Source organism: Streptomyces sp. NPDC028331 (assembly GCF_055565775.1).
Genome location: NZ_JBVHTR010000033.1, coordinates 48736 through 67761 on the forward strand (window position 1 = coordinate 48736; position 19026 = coordinate 67761).

Annotated in this window: 14 protein-coding genes and 2 pseudogenes; 6 read left to right on the top strand and 10 right to left on the bottom strand. The window is 69.6% G+C overall.

Annotated elements, in window-relative coordinates:
- Positions 1 to 59: 59 nt before the first annotated feature.
- On the bottom strand, positions 60 to 914 hold the full coding sequence (locus ACZ4SW_RS34025; protein ID WP_468252938.1) for a LysR family transcriptional regulator: 855 nt from the start codon (positions 912 to 914) through the stop codon (positions 60 to 62).
- Between the two features lie 132 nt (positions 915 to 1046).
- Here ACZ4SW_RS34025 and ACZ4SW_RS34030 point away from each other — a divergent pair, with 132 nt between their 5' ends.
- The 3 genes and pseudogenes from ACZ4SW_RS34030 to ACZ4SW_RS34040 all read left to right on the top strand — a co-directional run.
- On the top strand, positions 1047 to 2234 hold the full coding sequence (locus ACZ4SW_RS34030) for a YbfB/YjiJ family MFS transporter (RefSeq protein ID WP_468252939.1): 1188 nt from the start codon (positions 1047 to 1049) through the stop codon (positions 2232 to 2234).
- A 28-nt stretch (positions 2235 to 2262) separates the two neighbouring features.
- Positions 2263 to 2427: pseudogene (locus ACZ4SW_RS34035) on the top strand (nitronate monooxygenase); the annotation flags it as partial.
- Between the two features lie 58 nt (positions 2428 to 2485).
- Positions 2486 to 2683: pseudogene (locus ACZ4SW_RS34040) on the top strand (allene oxide cyclase barrel-like domain-containing protein); the annotation flags it as partial.
- A gap of 303 nt (positions 2684 to 2986) precedes the next feature.
- On the opposite strand, the gene ACZ4SW_RS34045 reads toward ACZ4SW_RS34040, so the two are convergent.
- Both ACZ4SW_RS34045 and ACZ4SW_RS34050 read right to left on the bottom strand, forming a co-directional pair.
- Positions 2987 to 3724 (bottom strand): hypothetical protein, encoded by a 738-nt coding sequence (locus ACZ4SW_RS34045; RefSeq protein WP_468252940.1) that lies wholly within the window; start codon positions 3722 to 3724, stop codon positions 2987 to 2989.
- 295 nt (positions 3725 to 4019) lie between these two features.
- A complete protein-coding gene (locus ACZ4SW_RS34050) occupies positions 4020 to 4667 on the bottom strand; it encodes an HPP family protein (RefSeq protein ID WP_468252942.1) in 648 nt (215 codons plus the stop codon).
- Between the two features lie 142 nt (positions 4668 to 4809).
- Here ACZ4SW_RS34050 and ACZ4SW_RS34055 point away from each other — a divergent pair, with 142 nt between their 5' ends.
- Complete coding sequence (locus ACZ4SW_RS34055; RefSeq protein ID WP_468252943.1) at positions 4810 to 5049, top strand: hypothetical protein; 240 nt, start codon at positions 4810 to 4812, stop codon at positions 5047 to 5049.
- Positions 5050 to 5172: 123 nt separating this feature from the next.
- Here the strand turns inward: ACZ4SW_RS34055 and ACZ4SW_RS34060 are convergent, their stop codons facing one another.
- Together ACZ4SW_RS34060 and ACZ4SW_RS34065 are read right to left on the bottom strand one after the other, a co-directional pair.
- Positions 5173 to 5610, bottom strand: a complete 438-nt coding sequence (locus ACZ4SW_RS34060) for a cupin domain-containing protein (protein WP_468252944.1) — start codon at positions 5608 to 5610, stop codon at positions 5173 to 5175.
- Between the two features lie 516 nt (positions 5611 to 6126).
- Entirely contained in the window at positions 6127 to 6855 is a 729-nt protein-coding gene (locus tag ACZ4SW_RS34065; RefSeq protein ID WP_468252945.1) for a TetR/AcrR family transcriptional regulator, read from the bottom strand.
- A gap of 89 nt (positions 6856 to 6944) precedes the next feature.
- Here ACZ4SW_RS34065 and ACZ4SW_RS34070 point away from each other — a divergent pair, with 89 nt between their 5' ends.
- Positions 6945 to 7805: an SDR family oxidoreductase gene (locus ACZ4SW_RS34070; protein ID WP_468252946.1), complete on the top strand. Its 861-nt coding sequence runs from the start codon at positions 6945 to 6947 to the stop codon at positions 7803 to 7805.
- Positions 7806 to 8061: 256 nt separating this feature from the next.
- On the opposite strand, the gene upp is transcribed toward ACZ4SW_RS34070, so the two are convergent.
- From upp to ACZ4SW_RS34095, 5 genes are all read right to left on the bottom strand, one after another.
- Complete coding sequence (gene upp / locus ACZ4SW_RS34075) at positions 8062 to 8694, bottom strand: uracil phosphoribosyltransferase (protein WP_468252956.1); 633 nt, start codon at positions 8692 to 8694, stop codon at positions 8062 to 8064.
- A 116-nt stretch (positions 8695 to 8810) separates the two neighbouring features.
- The gene (locus ACZ4SW_RS34080; RefSeq protein ID WP_468252947.1) at positions 8811 to 10652 is read right to left on the bottom strand and encodes an HAD-IA family hydrolase; all 1842 of its coding nucleotides are present in this window, start codon (positions 10650 to 10652) and stop codon (positions 8811 to 8813) included.
- 35 nt (positions 10653 to 10687) lie between these two features.
- A complete protein-coding gene (locus tag ACZ4SW_RS34085; RefSeq protein ID WP_468252949.1) occupies positions 10688 to 11635 on the bottom strand; it encodes a pseudouridine-5'-phosphate glycosidase in 948 nt (315 codons plus the stop codon).
- A 30-nt stretch (positions 11636 to 11665) separates the two neighbouring features.
- On the bottom strand, positions 11666 to 15805 hold the full coding sequence (locus ACZ4SW_RS34090) for an amino acid adenylation domain-containing protein (RefSeq protein ID WP_468252951.1): 4140 nt from the start codon (positions 15803 to 15805) through the stop codon (positions 11666 to 11668).
- 304 nt (positions 15806 to 16109) lie between these two features.
- The gene (locus ACZ4SW_RS34095) at positions 16110 to 17357 is read right to left on the bottom strand and encodes a CynX/NimT family MFS transporter (protein ID WP_468252952.1); all 1248 of its coding nucleotides are present in this window, start codon (positions 17355 to 17357) and stop codon (positions 16110 to 16112) included.
- Positions 17358 to 17436: 79 nt separating this feature from the next.
- On the opposite strand from ACZ4SW_RS34095, the gene ACZ4SW_RS34100 reads away from it, so the two are divergent.
- On the top strand, positions 17437 to 18114 hold the full coding sequence (locus ACZ4SW_RS34100) for a FadR/GntR family transcriptional regulator (protein WP_468252954.1): 678 nt from the start codon (positions 17437 to 17439) through the stop codon (positions 18112 to 18114).
- Positions 18115 to 19026 lie beyond the last annotated feature (912 nt).

The following is a 19026-nucleotide window of genomic DNA, read 5'->3' on the forward strand; positions in this document are numbered from 1 at the left end:
CCTGTGGTGACCGACCTATGCTCGGCAGGCATGGATTCCGCTCGCCGGGGCCGCTGCGATCACTCCGGTACGGCGGCCGGTACGGCGGCGTCCACGAACCGGCGGATCAGCGTCCGCTGAGCGTCGGGGAAGTGGACGAGGCTGACCGGGCTCGGCGGTGCGCTGGTGAGAGGAACGAAGCGCACGGCGGGATGCTGTGTACGGCGCAGAGCGACCTCGGGGACGATGCCGATGCCGCGGTTGGCGGCCACCGTCTCCAGCCATTCGTCGTAGTTGGCCGTTTCGATGATCTGGGTCGGGCGCTCGTCCACCGGCCACGACCAGGGGCCGGTCGTCCCGCTGACCGTGTTGACGACCAGGGTCCAGTGCTGGACGTCCGCCCAGTCCAAATGGTCGAAACGGGTCAGATCGGAGTGCTCGGAGCATACTGCGATGCGCTCCTCGTCGAACAGGTGCACCGTGTGCGCTCCTCGTGGCGCGTCGAAGTCGCCACGTATCACTGCGATGTCGAGCGTGCGCTGGCGCAGCGCCTGGAGGGGATCGTCCGTCCGGGTCAGGGCGACCGTCGCCCCGGTGCTCTCCTCGAAGCGGCTGACGGTCTGCTGGGCCCAGGGGTCGGGCAGCAGCCAACTGAAGCCGAGCCGCAGGGTGACACGGTGGCTCACGACGGCGAGCGCCTGGTCGAGTGTCGCGAGAACCCGCTCGACGTGTACGAGGAACTCCGCGCCGGTGTCGGTGAGTTCGACATGCCGTGAGGACCGGTCGAGCAGGCGGACGCTCAGCTTGCCCTCCAGTTGCGCGATCGTACGGCTCAGCGCCGGCTGCGTGATCAGCAGTTCCTCGGCAGCACGGGAGAACGAGCGATGGCGGGCCACGGACGCGAAAGCCCGCAGGTGCCGCAGTTCGACATCCATACCCCTGGCGCCCCTTCCCGGCATCCATGCCTGCGATGCATAGCGGCAGCTTAACCGGCATTTCACAGCCCCACACGTGCTGCCTAGCGTGAAAGACGGCCACAGACAGCCACCAGGAAGGTGCCCAGGACCGTGCAGTCATCAGCCCCGCCACGCCCCCGAACGCGATCCCCTTGGACGATCGTCACCCAGGCGGCGGCAGCCCTCGCCGCGGGACAGGGGATCGGCAGGTTCGTCTACACCCCCATCCTTCCCCTCATGCACACCCAGGCCGGACTCTCCTCGGCACAAGGAGCCAACCTGGCGACGGCGAACTTCATCGGCTACCTCGCAGGCGCCCTGGCCGGCATCGCCGTACCCGCCGTCGTACGGTCGCCCGTGGCTCTGCGCTGCTCCTTCGTCGTGCTGGTGGCGACGCTGGCGCTCATGCCGGTCACCCACGACGGCACCGCCTGGTTCCTGCTGCGCCTCCTGGCCGGCGCCACCAGCGCTCTGATCTTCGTCATCGCCGTCAGCGCCATGCTCTCCGGCCTCCGGGAGCACGCCCACCACCTGGTCGGCTGGGCCTTCGGCGGAGTCGGGGCCGGAATAGCCCTGTCCGGCCTGCTGGTCGTCGCCGTGCAGGCCACGTCCACCTGGCGGGCGGCCTGGTGGACCTGCGCCGCCCTGGCCGCCCTGCTCGCCGCGGTCGCCTGGCCCCTGGCCCCACAGCCTGAACCCGGAGGTTCCGAGGCTGCCGCGAAGACCGAACTGCCCCGCACCCACCGCTGGTTCCTCGCGCTGCTCGCCAGCTACACCTTCGAAGGCATCGGCTACATCATCGCCGGCACCTTCCTGGTCGCCGCGATCCAGCAAGGCGTCACGGGCTGGCTCGGCTCCGGAGCCTGGATCGTGGTCGGCCTCGCCGCCCTGCCCTCCTGCGTCCTGTGGACCCGGCTGGCCCGCCGCTGGTCCCGGCCGACCCTGCTGCTCACCTCCCTGACCATCCAGGCCGTCGGCATCGCCCTGCCGGCGCTGCTGGACGGTGCCACGCCCGCGCTCGTATCCGCCGTCCTGTTCGGCGCCACCTTCATGGGCGTCAGCACGATCGCCCTGTCCATCGGCGCCCACCTCCAAGTACCCCGCGCCGTGGCGCTGTTGACGGCCGGATACAGCGCCGGCCAGATCCTCGGCCCGCTCCTGGCCGCCCCGCTGCTGAGCCACGGCTACCACCAGGCGCTCCTGCTGGGCAGCGCGTTGGTCGTCGCCGCCGCGGTCGCGGCCGCCGCCGTCTGCGTCCGCTTCCCGCACCACCTCGGCCCCGTGACCTCGGCGGCCTGACGCCCAACACCTTTCAGAAGGAGTTGCCGTGAGCACACTGCTGTCCGACCTCGGAGCAGACCTTCCCCTCATCGCGGCGCCGATGGCCCGGGGGCCGAGCACGCCCGAACTGGTCACCGCCGCAGCCCGTGCGGGCGGCCTGGGCTTCCTGGCCGGCGGGTACAAGACCGCGCAGGCACTGGCCGGGCACCTGGCTGCCCACACCTGGAAGCGCCCGCGCCCCGCGGCTGCGGGAGGCGACGCTCCCCGGCCAGTGTCAGGTCACTCTTTCGCTGCCCGAGGGCCAGATCACCGTGCAGGGGGTGTTCGCCATTACCAGTGTCGGCCCCGGTGACATCACCCTGGCCATTACCGGAGGCACTGGGCGCTACCGCACAGCCCACGGCTACATCCACGCCGTCAACACCAGTAACACCGAAAAACAGCTCACCGTTCACCTCATCGGCTGAGCTGAGGACGTCCTGATCCGAAGCTGCCGCGTTCTCAATCACCTGGCCGAAAGCAGGATGAGAGGAAGACCCGACTGTCACTGACCGTCCAGCGGACACCGGCGAAGCGGACCGGTTCCGACACGGGCACTTCGGTGGGCGACCAGCACAGACAGAAGGCGGGTTCGCCGGTGGACCGGTTGCGTCGATGAGCAGGTGCCGGTGGCTGCCGGTGCCGATGTGGATCCAGGCCTGGGGCCCGTTGCGAAAGTCCCGGCATCGCCTGCGGCTGTAGGCCACGGCCGCAGGGAATCTCTCCGTCTCTTATTGCGGTCTCATGAGGTCCAGGTCCTCGCCCCATGCATCCAGTACCTCGCTGTGTCCGGCCTCTCGGGCTGCCGCCTCGACAAGGGCGAACAGGTGCCGCTGCAGGGATGGGTCGCCTGTTGCCGAGATGTGGTCCACGGCATGGAGCAACACGTCGGCATCCCAGCCCGGTAGCGGATGTCGGGCAAGCTCCCATTCCAGGTACTTGTTGTAGGGGCGGGGGCGGCGGTCGATGGCGAAGAGCAGCTCGAGCAGGAACCGGATGCTGTCGGCGGCGTCTAGGCGAGCGGCCAGGGCCTGGCCGTCCCGGTGGTTCTTGATGGAGCGGTAGAGCGAGTTGGCGTAGGCGTCGAGCCAGCCACTGGCACTTTGGAATGCCTCATCTGCATCCAGGCGCGCCTTGTCGGCGAGGTTCCGGGCGATACCTCCATCGAGCCGGTCGAGCACGACGTGGGCTCGGGCAAGGGCGTAGCGTTCAAAGCCGGGCATTCCGGCTGCCCGGAACTCGGTGAGGGAGATGACGACGAGGTCCAGATCGGCGGTGCGGTGGCCGGCGAACCGGGTGAGATCGGTCGTGGCGTCGTCGGCGAGGACCACGTACAGATCGTGGTCGGAGTGTCGGGTGATCATGCCGTCGTGGGCTTGGGAGCCTTTGAGGACGAGGCCGACGACGGCTGGGTCGGCGGCGGCGAGTTCGACGAGTGCGTCGTAGGTGAGAGGCTGCTGAGCAGTCATGGTGTGGATCTCCGCTGGGGTGATGACGGGTATGCCTGCTGGGGCGGCCCCTTGTTCGAGAAGCGCCCTGCACCGTCTGCGGCTGCACAGGGCCGCCGCGCGGGAGATCAACGCACATCCGGACCCTACCTCCGGCCGGGCGGTGGGGCAGGGCATTCGGGGAGACGTCGGCACGCCGGTGGGGTGGAGCTGAACGTGACGCAGGCCGCGGCGGATTTACGGAGAGCACCCGCGTTCCGGATTCTGGCTTATGCCGGCGCTGCTGGGATCGGGTGCGCTCCTTTGGGAACCTGTGTCAGCTACTGCTCCTGCCGGTGGCCTCCGTGCTCGGCTGGCTGTCGGCACCGTCGGCAGTGTCGGTTGGCGAGGCGGAAAGGCCGGGGCGGATGCGCCGGCGGTGCCATCGGGTCTTTGCCAGGAGCGCCGAGCCGCAGATCACGATGGCGAGTCCGGTGAGCATGCCGTACAGAAGAGGCCCTGGGCGGGTGATCCCGGAGGTGATGAGGAGGCCCGTGGCAGCGGCCGGGGGGTGGTGGGCACAGAGCAGCGTGAGGATGAACAGCGTCATCCCGACCGCGAGTGCCTGTGCCCCGACCTGCCGCAGGGTGTCGTGGTGCTGTTCCAGCCCCGAGGGCTGGTTCCACAGCCCGAAGGCGGCGAGACAGGCAAGCCCGCAGGCAGTCGCTGACGCGTGCCCCAGTACGGCGTCCCTCACCCGGGCGCTTGCTCTCTCCGGGTGCGCCAGCAGGAGGTACGCAGTCGGCCCCAGGGTTGTCGTCAGCAGGATCCAGCCGATCGCGTGACCGATGAAGCCGGTGGCCGCGAGCAGTGCCGCGGAAAGGAACAGCAGCCGACTGCCCGCGTGCAGCCGTGTCGTGAACAACGGCGGGCGCGGAGCGGGGGCCCGCTTCTGCTGGGCGTTCGTGCAGGATGGTGCACTCACGTTCGGGTGGCGTGGGCAAGCATGACCGTTGTTGTCAGCCGGTGTGGTCATGGGCAGTCCTGGAAACGGATGGGCGGTCGCCGAGACACGCGGCCTCGGGTGCGGGGGACGGTGGTGGGTTTCGGCGAGGTGGTCGGGGCCCATGGCGCTGCGGGTTTCGAGGGAGTCCCGCACGGACGTGGAAGTCCTCGATCTGACGGTCGAGCGGCTGCGCCACCTCCAGGACGCGTTCACCAAGGCGGCCGCCGACTCCCGCGCCCGCGCTGACCGCTACGCCGAACCGGACGATGCCGACCCAGTGCATCCGGTGCGCCAGGACGACCAGCGGGCGCACCACCCGCAGGAGCCCGGACCGCACCGAGGCCGGGAGGCCGGCCACTGAGCGCATCGATGCCGCGGGTGCGCACCGACGATGCCCGGCATCCACTCCAGCGAACGGTGAGCCGCCACCGTTTACAAGGCCGGGGCGGGAGACGACGCCGCCCTCGCGGCTTGACACGCAGCATCAGGAATCGGAGGGACGTGGGGCGCGAAGGTGCGCCCGTTTCTTCAGCTCCTCCTCGTTGACCAGCGTGAGCATCGGCTGCCCCGGCGCGCACACCATGGTCACCACGAACTTGGTGGGTGCGTCCGACAGGGCGTTGCCGTCCTGGTAGTGGATCACGTCACCGCCCGGCTCCCAGAACGTCCCACCGGCCTCGACCACACGCTCCGGCTCACCCTCGAGCTCGAACCGGATCGCGCCCTCCATCACGTAGCCGAACGACGGGCCCGAGTGGCGATGCGGAGGGAGCCCGGGGTGACCGGGAGGCCACTCGACGAGGATGGTCATTCCGGAACCGCCTTCGGGAAAGAAGGGCGGAGTGACTTCCTGCAGCAACTTGACTTCGGGCGGCAGGGAGACCTCTTGGACGCTTCCGTGCTCTGGGTTCTTCGCGGACATGTGCCACACCTCCGTAAGCCTGCCCGGAATGGACGATCTTGCGTCGGCCTCCGCATTTTCGGACCGGTGCACCGACCCACTCGTTCGGCGGTGACCATGTTCGCCGGTTCCCGGCTCACACAACTCGCTTCGCGATGACGACAAGCCACGGCTCGCATCCGTGACAGGCCGTGTGCCTTCTGCCTCGCCCAAGCGGTCTCGACACCACCCTGCCTCCCGTCAGCGGCCGCCACAATCCGGGAGCCGGCGGCATCGAGACGGCATCGCACCATGCTGCGTCCACGGCTGTTCGGCATCGCCTACCGCATCGTGGGCAGCGTGTCCGAGGCTGATCGGGGCGTGGACGGGCCCGGCCCCGGCTGTCGACCGCCCAAGGCCGGGCGGAAATTCCCCGTGGGAGCAACGAGGCCGACGGCACGGTGATGCGGCCGACCACGGGGGTACGGGCTTGGTACAGGCGCTCGGGTCGGCGCAGTCGGCCATCCTGGACGGCAGGGGGGGGTGACCGGCGCGGGGTCAGGTGTGCGGCGCGCCGTCGTCCGCTGCCAGGCGGGTGAGCCATTCGCGCAGCAGGCGCTGCTCGGCGTCGCTCAGGACATCGGCGTGGTCGGGGAGGGCGGCGCGCAGTGCGCGGGCGGCCGGGGCGGGGCCGGAGTCCGTGGCGGAGACCATGGGTTCGGCACGGGTGACGGCGGCGATCATGGACTCGCGGAGGATGGTCAGCAGTGCCGGGTTGCGGCGTTCTGCGGGGGTGGAGTGCCAGGTGGTGACCGCTCCTTGGCCGGTGGCCTGGATGATCTGGGCGGCCAGCTCCTCGTCGACCCGCAGCCATCCCCCGGCTGCCAGTCGGCGCACCCGACCGCGGAGGATCTCCAGGCCCGCGCGGTGTGCCACGTCCGACGCCCGGCCGGTGGCCCTGTTCATGAGCGCGAACAGCTCGGGACGCGAGACGCCGAATTCCACCACCATGTCCCAGCCGCGGCGCAGTTCCTCCACCGGGTCCTCCGGCGCCGGGTCGAGCTGCGCGCGCTTGCTCTCCATGAACTGCGCATAGCCGTGCTCTGCGACCGCCTCCAGCAGCCCCTCCTTGTCGCCGAAGTGGCGGTAGATCGCCGGCGGCTGCATCCCGGCCGCAGCGGCGACCGCGCGGGTGCTCAGCGCGTCCGGCCCGCCGCTCTCCAGAAGCTCGACGGCCGCCTCGACGATGCGACGGCGAGAGCTGTCGGTGGTGTCGCGGATAGGCATGAATCGATGATACCGAAACATTGCTTCCAACGTTAGTTTCAATGTTACTGTTCAAATGATTCCATTGGAAACAGCGTTGGGGGAACCCCGTGATCATCGTGACCGGAGCCACCGGAAAGCTCGGCCGCCGCATCGTCGAACGCCTCTTGGAGCGCGTCCCCGCCGACCGCGTCGGCGTCAGCGTCCGAAACCCCGGCAAGGCCCAGGACTTCGCCGACCGCGGCGTCCGCGTCCGGCAAGGCAGCTTCGACGACCCCGCCTCGCTCCTGCGCGCCTTCGAGGGCGCCGAGCAACTGCTCCTCGTCTCCCTCGACCGCACGGGCGAGGAGTGCGTCACCGGCCATCGCGCAGCCATCGACGCCGCCGTGAAGGCCGGCGTCGGCCGCATCCTCTACACCAGCCAGATGGGCGCCGCCCACGACTCCCGCTTCCAGGCATGCCGTGACCACGCCCGAACCGAAGACCTGCTGCGCGCCACCGGCCTGCCCTGGACAGCGCTGCGCAACGGCTTCTACGCCGCCAGCGCCCTGCACTTCCTGGAGTCCGCCCGCCACACCGGCGACATCGCCCTCCCCGCCGACGGCCCCGTCGCCTGGACCGGCCACGACGACCTCGCCGAGGCCACCGCGGCGATCCTCGCCGGCGCGGTCCGCTTCGAGGGGCCCACCCCGCCGCTCACCGGCCCGGCGGCGCTTGACTTCGACGCCATCGCCGAGATCGCGACCCAGGTCACCGGACGGTCCTTCACCCGCACCGTCGTCCCCGACGACGCCTTTCGCGAGCAGGCCCTGGAGCACGGCGCCCCCGCCCCGATCGCCGACCTGATGCTGAGCATCTTCGCGGCAGCGCGCAACGGCGAGTTCACCTCCGTCGACTCGACGCTGGCCGAACTCATCGGCCGCGAGCCCGCCGCTTTCCGCGCCCTGATGGAGTACTCCTGGGCCGAATAGATCCGGCGGGGTGCGCACCCGCCGCCCTGTGCGCCGTCCTCGGGGCCCGCACCCAGCACACCCGCCTGGGTCGAGGCGGTGCGGATCCGTGCGGACCGGCGTGGGACGGTCTCGGCCGGACCTGGATGGCGCGGTCTGCAAGAGCGGGAACTCCGCCACGGCGGCGGCCCCGCCCGGACCGGCCCACCGTCGGCGACGGGGCGCGCGCCGCTGCCCGGTCCCGGGCAGCGGCGCGATTGACCTGCCCGTCCCTCGGCTATCGGTCCGTTCCGAAGTAGCGGTCTCCGAAGTCGCCGATGCCCGGCACCATGTAGGCGTTCTCGTTGAGCCTCTCCTCGATCGCGGAGGTCACGATCCGCACCCCGGGGAAGCGTTCACACACTGCCGTGACGCCTTCCGGCACGGTGATGAAGTTGACGAAGACGATGTGCTCCTCGGGCACGCCCAGTTCGAGCAGCAGCTCGATGGCGGCCACAGCCGTGCCGCCGGTCGCCAGCATCGGGTCGAGCAGGAGGACGTGGCGGTCGGCGATGTCGTCGGGGAGCGCGTGGTAGTACAGGTGCGGTCGCTTGGTCGTCCTGTTCCGCTGAATGAGGATCTTGCCGATCCTGATCCCCGGGATCACCGCCCGCAGTTCGCTCTCCATGCTCTCCCCGGCACGCACGATGGGCACGGCGAGCAGCCCGTCGGCGAAGCGCAGCCCGTGGTAGGTACTGCCGACGGGCGTCTGGACGTCGTACGGCTCGAAGGGCAGGAGGTCGAGGGCGGCCTCGGCCAGAAGGCGGATGATGCGGCCGGCGTGGAAGACGAAGTCCTGGCGGCCGGCTTCACGGTCGCGGATGACGGTGTGCAGGGCGCGCAGTTGGTTCGTCTGGGGCAGCAAGTGCAGGTTTCGGCCGAGGTAGTGCTCGATGGAGGTGACGGGCGCGGGGCCGGTCCACGCGGTCACATCGGTGGTCGGCCGCAGTGTGGTGGTCATTTCTGGTCCTTGCGTCAGGAGGGAGGTCAGTCGACCGGCGGCTGTTCGAAGGTGGGCGGAAGCTCCGGGGTCGCGGTGAACTGGCCCGCGGCGACCCGGTAGATCGACCTGCCGCCCGTGCGGTGCCACAACTCGCGCATCACATGGACGAGCTTGGGGTTGTGCTCTTCCTCCTCCTCGACGGCTCTGGCGATGTGCCAGTCCCATTCACGGACCCAGCGGGGGTCGGAGAGGTCGTCCGTCGCGGTGTCGAAGAGGTCGTCGAGCGCGGTCAGCTTTCCGGGGCGTGAGAAGTGGCCGCGGGAGAACAGCACGCCCAGGATGCCGGTCCAGTAGGCCTTGACCACGTCGGGGCGCTGTGCCGCGGGGAGGGCGTCGGAGATGGCCCGCATCGCGTGCAGTGCGGTGATGAGATGCAGGAGCAGGAAGTCCCCCGGCTCGGCCAGGTACAGCAGGGTGACCAGGTAGGCGAGCTGGTCCCAACTGGCGGCGGGGTCCTGCCCATGGATCCAGCCGGGGATGTCGTGGATCAGCGGATGGCCCTCGCCGAGCATCCGGGCGATCCGGTACTGGAGTCCGGACCTGACAAGCTCCGGGTGGATGCCGGCCGAGGTCTCGCCGACCAGGTTCTCCACCCATGCGCCGAGCTGCGGCTGGTTCGCCTCCCAGTAGCCGACGATGCGCAGCAGCGAGTCCTTCGGCCCTTCCGCGCCGAGTGCGTCGGAGGGGACTGAGCGTTCGGGATGGCAGCTCACATAGGAGAAGGCCAGGTAGGAGATGCCCTCGATGGCCATCCAGCGGTGGCCCGCGGCCAGTGCCCAGCCCAGGTGGATGGTCGCGTGCTGGAGCGCTCCGGCCCAGCCCGGGAGCAGGTGCGGCAGGTAGCGGCGCAGCAGTTCGGGCATCCCGAGTTCCCGCTCGCGCCGGTCGAAGAACTCGCAGTAGGCGGCCCAGTCCTGGCGCTTGCCGACGAGTTCGAGCCAGTTGTCGTCGTCGATGGTCCGCCCGGGCGGCCTGGCCGGTTCGACCGTGCAGCCGTATGGCGTCATCCTGATGTAGGCGTCGTGGTAGTCCTTGATCCGCTCCGGCGCCACGCCGAGGCCGGCGAGCGCGACTACGGCGTGTTTGACGTGGTTGGTCAGGTGACCGTTGAACTCGATGTGGTGCGTACGGTCGTTCAGCAGCCCGTCGACCACTGAGTTGCCGTCGAGCGTGCCGAGGATGTACTCCACGACCTCGGGGAACGTCTCGGCCACGTGTGACGGCCGGGCGGACGCGAGTTCCGCTCGCCCGTGCACTCCGTAGGTGACCGCGATCGAACCGGTCCCCGCAGCGTGCGCCATCTTCAGGTCGTGGGTGGTGTCGCCGACCATCACGGCGTGCTCGGGGCGCGCGCCGAGCTGTTCCAGGATGCGCAGCCCCGACTCGGGGTGGGGCTTGGGGCGGGTGACGTCGTCCGCGCCGATCAGCACGGTGAAGTGGTCACGTAGTTCTGCCGCGGTGAGCAGGGCGTCGGCGCTGGCGTGGAACTTGCTCGTGGCCACCGCCAACGTCACGCCGTGGCGACGCAGTTCGGCCAGTCCCTCGGCGACGCCGGGGAAGACCAGTGAGCGGGCGCGGGGCAGGATGACGGTGCGGAACGCCTCCTGGTAGCGCGCGACGCCGTCGGTGACGCGGGGGTCGTCCTGCGGGACGCCCAGCAGTTTGGCGAACGCCTGCTCCAGTGGGAGACCGATGGTGGCCCGGACGTCCGCCTCGTCCCGGGGGCGCTCGCCGAGCGCCTCGAAGGCGGCGGCGAAGGTCTCGACGATCGCCCGCGGGGAGTCGACGAGCGTCCCGTCCAGGTCGAACATCGCCACGTGTGTCACGGCTGCCTCTTTTCCTTCCGTTTCCCCGGCGGTGCTCACTGCGTCTCCTCGCGTCGGAGCCGGGCGTGGGCGGCCGCGAGTCGGCCGCCGACCTCGGCGGTGTTGATGAGGACGGCCATGTTGGCCGTGGCGGAACGGCCCTCGGTGGCGCGGTCCACGGCGCGCATCACGTACTTCGTCACGGCACCGCCCCGCACCCCGTCGGCCTCGGCACCGCTCAGCGCCGCGGCGATGGCCTCCTCGATGTCCTCCCCGTCGATCGCGTCCTCCTCACGGGTGGGGCTGGTGATGAGGACACCGCCGGGATTGCCCAGGGCCCAGTGGGTGTCCACGGCCCTGGCGATCTGTGTCTCGTCGTCCAACCGGTGCGGTGCGCGCAGCCCGCTGGAACGGCAGTAGAAGGCCGGGAAGTCGTCGAAGCCGTAGGAGATGACCGGAACGCAGTGGGTCTCCAGGAACTCCATGGTCAGGCGGAGGTCGAGGATCTTCTTCGCGCCGGCGCAGACGACCGCCACCTTGGAACGGGTGAACTGGATCAGATCCGAGGAGATGTCCATGGTGGTCTCGGCGCCGCGGTGGACGCCGCCGATGCCGGCGGAGGAGAAGAAGGTGATGCCGGCGAGTTCCGCCGCGACCAGCGAGGAGGCGACGGTGCTGGCGCCCATGCCGCCGGAAGCGAGGACGGCCGGCAGGTCCCTGCTGCTGACCTTGGGGATGCCGGGGGTGGAGGCGAAGCGTTCGATGTCCGTGTCGGTCATCCCGATCAGGATCCGGCCGCCGTCGATGCCGATGGTGGCGGGTAACGCGCCGCCGGCTCTCACGGCTTCCTCCACCTTGCGGGCGGTGGCCGCGTTGTCCGGGTAGGCGAGCCCGTGGGTGATGACGTTCGACTCCAGGGCCACCACCGGGTCGCCGTCGGCGAGGGCCGCGGCCACCTCCTCGGTGTAGACCAGCGGCACGGAACCGGGTATGCGTGTCGTCATGGGTTTCCTTCCAGGAACCGGGTGCGCCGGTCAGTAGTTGGGCGTCTTGCGGAGCAGGTTCTGGCGGCGGACGATCTCCGGCTCGTAGACCTGCTCGTGCCACGCCTCCTGCTCGACCGGTTCGATGGCGATGGAGACGACGTCCTCCTTGCAGCCGAAGGCGTTGCTCACCGCCGAGGTGAGTGCGGCGAGGAGTTCCTTCTCCTGCGCCTCGCTGAGGGCGACGGGGAAGTGCTTGATGTTGATGTGGGGCACTCCGACCTCCTGGGAGATGACATGGGACGGGGAGACCTGGCCCGTAAGCGGGGACCTGGCGGGATCGCGCAGCCGGTCGTTGACCAGCGCGGCGAGTTCGGTGACGTGCGGCTCACGCAGCAGTTCGTAGTGGCCGGACGGGAGTTGGTGCACAGTGGGCGGCCGGAGGGAGAAGGCGCCCTGGTGCTCGACGAAGGAGTAGTTGTCGTCGTTGGCCTTGACGAGCGTCACGGGGGCGTTCAGGCGCCGCCCGGCCAGCTCGTGGAACTCGTACGTGGGGGAGTAGGTGCGCTTGACGATCGCGGTGACGGCCCGGACCAGTTCCGTGCCGAGGCCGGGAAAGCGGCTGGTGACGAAGTCGACGAAGCTGTCCTCGTCGGTGACGCTGCGCAGGCAGTCGTCCAGTTGCGGGCCGCTGAGGGTGCCGGCGAAGACGGAGTGGAGGACGGCGACGAAGGCCCGGTCGGCGAAGTCCGCCCGGCCCGTCGAGCCGGCCGTGTCCTCCTCGCGCAGGCGCGGCATGCCCGGGGCGATGAGGAAGAGGTGTTCCACCCGCTGGCCGGCCTGCTCCAACTGCCGGGCCGCCTCGAAGGCGACCCGGGCGCCGAACGAGTAGCCGCACAGGATGTAGGGACCTTCGGGCTGGACGCTGCGGATGGCCTCGACATCCGCAGCCGCCATCTCGCGGACCGTGGTGCAGGGCACCTCGCCGCGGTTGATGCCGTGTGCCTGGATGCCGTGGACGGGCCGGTCCTTGCCCAGGGCGGCGGCCAGCGGGCGCAGGTTCATGGGGTAGCCGCCGAGTCCGGGCCAGCAGTGGATCGGCGTGCCGGTGCCCTCCGGCTGGAGCGGGACGAGCCGGGTGAGGGGCTCTGACGACTCGGCGTCCAGCCGGGCGGCGAGCTTCTCGACGGTGGGCGCATCGAACAGCACCTGGAGGGGAAGGGCTGCTTCGAACGTCCTGTTCACCCGGTTGACGAGCGCCACGGCGAGCAGGGAGTTGCCGCCCAGCTCGAAGAAGTCGTCCGTGACGGAGATCTGCTCCTGCTTGAGGACGGTCTGCCACAGATCGCGGACGCGACGCTCGGCACGGGTCCGAGGTGCCACGAACGTCCTGGCAGCCAGGGAGAGTTCGGCTCGCTGTGCGGCCTCCAGGGCCTTGCTGTCGACCTTCCCGTTGGCGGTCAGGGGCAGCCTGTCCAGGACGATGATGCGGTTGGGCAGCATGTAGCGGGGCAACAGTCCGGCGAGGTCCTCCTTGATCAGCTCGGCCGGTCCCTGCATGTGGACCACGTCCTCCTTCATGTCCTCGCCGCGCAACTGCTCGTCGCTGACACGCCCGCCGACGAAGAAGTACGAAGGTCCCGTGGGCAGTCCGCAGTGGGTGAGGATCCTGTTCAGCCGCTTGGCCGCGGGCAGGTCGTTGCCGGTCTTGGAGCTGTAGCCCGAGGACATGAAACCGAGGTGCAGACCGTTCATCTGCAGGCGCTGCAGCTTGCTGCCCAGGTCGAGGTAGTGCCGCCAGGAGTCCGGGCCGGTGGCGACCAGGCTGATGCCGAAGCCCGCTCGCTCGTAGACCCGTTGGTTGATGGCGATGACGTGCTTCTTGAGCACCAGGTCGTCCGAGATGCGCACCAGGGAGCCGTCGGCGTACCGGTACTGCCCGGCCCGCAGACCGTCGACCCGGCCGGCGTGCGCCTGGACGTAGACGTCCAACGTGTCGGCGCTGCCGTTCGCCTCGTACGGTACGAGATCGAACGTCCCCAGGTAGTGGTCTTCCTCGGCGCACTCGAGTCGGCGCACGACCGCGGGCCGGTACTCGGCGGCGGCGATGCCGAGGCCGTAGGCGGGGAGCACCTCCTCGAACAGGCCGACCATGTGCCCGGCTTCGATCTCCAGGACCTCCCGGATGTTGTTGCGGTAGACCGGCTCGATCGCGCTGCGCTTGCCGAGAAAGTGGATCCTCGCCCGCGGGCCGGACTGCCGCGGTGCCGGGCCGATCAGCACCAGGTGGTGGTGGAGCGGGTGGTAGTAGTACAGGCCCGGGTCGATGCCGCCGATGCCGTCGAGTTCGAGGTACAGCTGGACGGCGTACAGGGAGCCCGGCGAGGCGTAGGCGTACTTGGGCAGCAGCCGCTGGTCGCTGAGATACTGGCCGAAGTTGCGGAGGATCCCGCCGAGTTCGGCCCGGCTCAGGCTCCCCGGGGTGCGCGGCGCGCCGCCCGGCCGGGCGGCCGGGGCCAGCAGGCGCAGGATGTCGTCCCGGTTCACCTGTCCGCCCTCGTAGCAGCGGTACGTCTTGCGGGCGAAGGCCAGGGCCCGCTGCTCGGGCGTGGCCTCCGCGCCGGGGAGTGCGGTCACCGGGCGGCCGGCCAGGTCGGCGGCGTCGCGGCAGCCCGCGCACGACAGTTGGGCCCTGACCTGGAGCCTGCTGCGCTTGGACTGGTGGTGGGCGCCGTGGTTGCCCTGGTCCATCAGGGCGGCTTCCTTGGGGTTCAGCTCCACGAACGCGACCAGGTTCTGGAAGCCTGTGGCCTCGTCGTCCTTGAGCAGGACCGCCGAGTTGCGGACCCAGTCGTGCGTCTCGATCGTCTGGCGTATCTCGTCCAGTTCGACCCGGTAGCCGCGCAGCTTGACCTGGTTGTCCGTTCGCCCGACGGACTGCACCGTCCCGTCGGCGTTCAAGTGGGCGAGGTCACCGGTCCGGTACAGGCGGGCGTCGGGGGCGGACGAGAACGTGTCCTGCACGAACCTCTCAGCCGTGAGATCGGGGCGGCCGAGGTAGCCGCGGGCCACCTGGACGCCGCCGATGTGCAGTTCGCCGACCTCGCCGACCGCCGCCTGACGGCCGGCCGCGTCCAGGACGTGGAAGGTGGTGCCGCTGACCGGCGTGCCGATCGGCATGACGCGGGGGCCGTCCTCCACCGCGGCACGGTCCACGACGAAGGCGGAGGCGTTGATGGTGCACTCGGTCGGGCCGTAGAGGTTGACGAGCGAGCAGTCCGGCACCGTGTCGAGGAACTGAGCGGCCAGGCTGCGCGACAGCGCCTCACCGCCGCTGAACACCTGGCGCAGTGAGCCGCACTCGGCGAGGGCCTCTGTGTCGAGGAGTGCCTGGAGGAGGGTGGGGACGCACTGCAGGGTGGTCACACCGTGTCGTCGGACGGCGGCCACGATCGCCTCGGGGTCCCGGTAGATTCCGGGGGCACCCATCACCACGGTGCTGCCGCAGGCTGGGGCGAGGATCTCCCACTGGGCAGCGTCGAAACTCAGGGGGGTCTTCTGGAGGATCGTTTTTTCTCCGTCGATTCCGCAGGCCTCGGACAGCCAGCGCATCTGGCTGACGATGCTACGGTGCTCGATCATCACCCCCTTCGGTTTCCCGGTACTGCCGGACGTGTAGATGACGTATGCCAGGTCTTCCGGACCGACCGCTTCGCAAGAAGCGAATCCTGCTGAGGAAATCTCCTCGCCAATGTTCTCCATGGAATGGAGAACATTCGAGGTCACGATCCGAACGCCACTGGGTGATAGTTCCCGGAGGCGGGAACGAAGTAATTCCTGAGTAAGGACGACTTCCACCCCCGCGTCCGCCATCATGTACGCGATGCGCTCCTCGGGGTACTCCGGGGAGAGCGGGACGTACGAACCGCCGGCCCAGAGGATTCCCCAGAGGTTCGTCATCAGTTCCAGCGAGGGCTCCATGAACACGCCGACACGGCTGCCCCTGGTCACTCCCACGCGCCTGAGCTGGGCTCCCAGTAGCCGGGCCTGGTCGAGCAGTTGGGCGAACGTCAGGCTCCGGTCCTCGTGGACCACGGCGGTCCGGTGTGGTGCGGCACTCGCCTGTTCGGCGAGCAGCGTGGTCAGGCAGATGTCACCACGTCGGGTGTGGGTAATCGCGTGGGGGCGCATGGACCTCTCTTTTCCGCAGTAGCGGCATTTCCCAGGAAATCGCGCACTCGTGGTGCCCTGAGCTAATCACCGGTGGAAGGCTAGGAGAAATTTTCCGGCCAGGTCAACAACTTGGGTGCATGTTCACGGAAGTTGACCACGCTTTATCCGGGGTTCACTTGGCAGGCGCGACCGCTAATTCCGGGCATGGCGAATTCGCGCCCATGCTCGGCAGGGCCGGGAAGTGAACAAGAGAAAAATGATGTCGGTCGCCCCTCGACAGGGGTCGAGCCGGTGTGGGATGTGCCGTGGCGACGAGAGTTGCTCAGCCGATCTGGCGGTCGCGGCCCGCGAGCAGGCCGGCCCCGATCTGCACCAGGGTCATCGCCAGGATGAAGACAAGCGGCGCACGCCAGCCGCCCGTGTGGCCGTAGAGCACGCCGACGACGAGAGGGCCGGGGATCGAGAGCAGGTAGCCGAAGCTCTGCACGAACCCGGAGAGCCGGACGACGGTGGCGCTGTCACGGCCGCGCATGCTGATCATCGTAAGCGCCAGTGGGAAGGAACAGTTGGCGACGCCCAGCAGGAAGGCCCACAGCCAGGGTGTGGTGGATGCGGAGGCCCACAACCCGGCGAATCCCGCCAGGCCGCACAGACCGATTCCCGCCGCGATCCCGCTCTGGTTGCGCAGCTTTCCGGCCGCGGCCGACAGGGCGAAGGACAGCGGTACACCGAGGAGCGAGGTGCCGGAGAACAACAGACCGGCACTTTGAGCGGACAGTCCGGCATCGCGGAACATCTGCGGCAGCCAGCCGATGATGACGTAGGCGGAACTCGCCTGCAGCCCGAAGTAGGCGGTGAGCGCCCAGGCGGTGGGATCCCGGGAGATCCGGCTTCGCGGCTGTACCTGCGGTTCGCCTCCGCCGCCCACCGCACCCGCCGCAGCCCGTCCCTGATGGCGGGCGGCAGCGAGCCAGGGCGGGACGGCGATCGCGGCCAGGACGGCCCAGATCCCCAGGCCGTATCGCCAGTCGCCGCCGAACGCCTCGGTCAGGGGAACGGTGACGGCGGCAGCGGTCGAGGCGCCGACGTTCAGCGCCATGGAGTACAGCCCCGTCACCGCACCCACCCGGTCGGGGAAGCGATGCTTGACGACGGCCGGGAGCAGCACGTTCGCGATGGCGATGCCGGCCAGCGACATGGCGGTCAGTGCGACGAACAGGGCGGCGTCGGTGGCGAACGGACGCGTCACCAGCCCGGCCGTCAGCAACGCGGCACCGGCCGCGATCGCGCCACTCGCGCCGTACCGCCGTGCGAGGGCGGGAGCCATGGAGCCGACCAGGGCGAAACACACGGCCGGGATGGACGTCAGCAGTCCGGCGACCGTGCCGCTCATGGCAAGGCTGTGACGGACCTCTTCGAGGACGGGCCCGAGGCTGGTGACGCCCGGGCGGAGGTTCAACGCCGCGATGACGAGCGCCACCAGCGTCAATCTGCGCAGCCGCGGTGAGTGGCGGGGGGACGCAGCCTGGCCGGTGCGTAAGACGGCGTTCTTGAGCTCTTCCTTCGTCACAGGGCCGATCATAGACTCATCCCATGACTCTAGGTCTAGTGGTTCATGTGATTCTTACGCAGGCTCATATGATGATGGGATGACTATGGATCCCGTTCGCCGAACACCGCTGTCGGACCAGGTGATTGCCCGCCTCCGACGGCAGATCACCTCCGGCACCTGGCCCGTGGGCTCGCGCATCCCCACCGAGACGGAACTCGTCGAACAGCTCGGTGTGGCGCGCAACACGGTGCGCGAGGCCGTGCGGGCCCTGGCCCACACGGGCCTGCTGGACATCCGCCACGGCTCCGGCTCCTACGTCCGGGCGACCAGCGAACTGGCCGGAATGATGCGGACCCGCTTCGAGGAAGCACACACGGACGACGTCGCCGAGGTGCGCGGCGCCTTGGAGGTCCGCGCGGCCCGCCTGGCCTGCGCACGTCGCACGCCGGAGGATCTGGAACGGTTGGACGCCCTGCTGACCCAACGGGACAAGGCCTGGTCGGACGGGGACCGGGTCGCTTTCGTGAACTCGGACGTGGCCTTTCACCTGGCCGTCGTCGCCGCGTCCCACAACACGGTCCTGGCCCAGTTGCACGCGGACCTGGGCGAGGTGATCCGGGCTTCCCTCCTGGACCACTTCGGTGAGGAGCTACGCCCCGAGCAGTTCCAGGACCACGCACGCCTCGTCGAGGCCATCCGGCAACGCGACGGCGACATGGCGGCCCGCGAATCCGGTTCCTACATGGACTGCGCTCCCACCCTGGGGGGCGATTGACCGATTCCGGGTCCTGCCGGCGACGCGCGTGGCAGTGATGGCCGGGCCGACGGGGGAGCCCACCGCACCACCGCGGCTCGGCCACTCCTCGTTACCCGTCCGGCTGGGCCGCCGCGGCTCCGAACGCTTCCTCGGCGCGCCCCGGATCCAGCTTTTGTACAGGTCACGGGCGGGTTACCCGATTCGTGCGCTGACGGTTGCTCGTCCCCGTGCAGGGCCTGCTCCCACCACCGGGCCACCACCGCGTGCGCCGGCGCGAACCCCGTTCCGGCTGGGCCCCGGCTTGGCGGCCCGCTCGTTGCCGCCACACGCACCGTCAACTGAACGCGTCCCGACAGGTAACGGGCAGACGGCCACCTACTCCGTCGTGCCGGCCCGGTGCGTTGGTTCATCGTGGGCCGATCTGGCTCAGCGCACGTCGATGGTGAAGGTCCGGGACATGGGTCTCCGCTGGCTGAGAGGCGATCCGGAGCACCGGCCCCCGGCCGGCACCGGCACCCCGAACACCGCTCGTACCCCCTGGATCCTGGTGGTGGGACATCCCGTGCGTCCCGCTGCCGTACGACCGCGCGCTCGTCGCCTCCACCGTGCAGCGTCCGGCTGCGCGCCGCACCGGTCGCGCCCTGTACGACGTCGCCGTCCTTGCCCATCAGCAGGCCGCGATGCCCGAGCGGCTCCTCATCCCGTTCCCGGACGCCGACTCCGAGTCCAGCCGCCCGGAGCCGGGTACCGAGCCCGGTCGGCGTTCGACAGCGCCGGCGGGGACGCTGCGTTGATGTTCGGGGATGCTCGCTCGATGGTCGCCTCGGGCAGCCGTGGCTAGTGCTGTGACCGGAAAGGTTTGCCGGGAAGCTCGCGGCGTCCGGTGCGGTACATCGCAAGGCGGAGCATCGCCCGCGTACTGGATGTACT

Excerpts from the sequence above, each read along its gene's own strand:
- ACZ4SW_RS34060 (WP_468252944.1), bottom strand. The coding sequence starts at position 5,610 with ATGTCCGCGAAGAACCCAGAGCACGGAAGCGTCCAAGAGGTCTCCCTG.
- ACZ4SW_RS34055 (WP_468252943.1), top strand. The coding sequence starts at position 4,810 with ATGGCGCTGCGGGTTTCGAGGGAGTCCCGCACGGACGTGGAAGTCCTC.
- ACZ4SW_RS34045 (WP_468252940.1), bottom strand. The coding sequence starts at position 3,724 with ATGACTGCTCAGCAGCCTCTCACCTACGACGCACTCGTCGAACTCGCC.
- ACZ4SW_RS34090 (WP_468252951.1), bottom strand. The coding sequence starts at position 15,805 with ATGCGCCCCCACGCGATTACCCACACCCGACGTGGTGACATCTGCCTG.
- ACZ4SW_RS34025 (WP_468252938.1), bottom strand. The coding sequence starts at position 914 with ATGGATGTCGAACTGCGGCACCTGCGGGCTTTCGCGTCCGTGGCCCGC.
- ACZ4SW_RS34100 (WP_468252954.1), top strand. The coding sequence starts at position 17,437 with ATGACTATGGATCCCGTTCGCCGAACACCGCTGTCGGACCAGGTGATT.
- ACZ4SW_RS34065 (WP_468252945.1), bottom strand. The coding sequence starts at position 6,855 with ATGCCTATCCGCGACACCACCGACAGCTCTCGCCGTCGCATCGTCGAG.
- ACZ4SW_RS34085 (WP_468252949.1), bottom strand. The coding sequence starts at position 11,635 with ATGACGACACGCATACCCGGTTCCGTGCCGCTGGTCTACACCGAGGAG.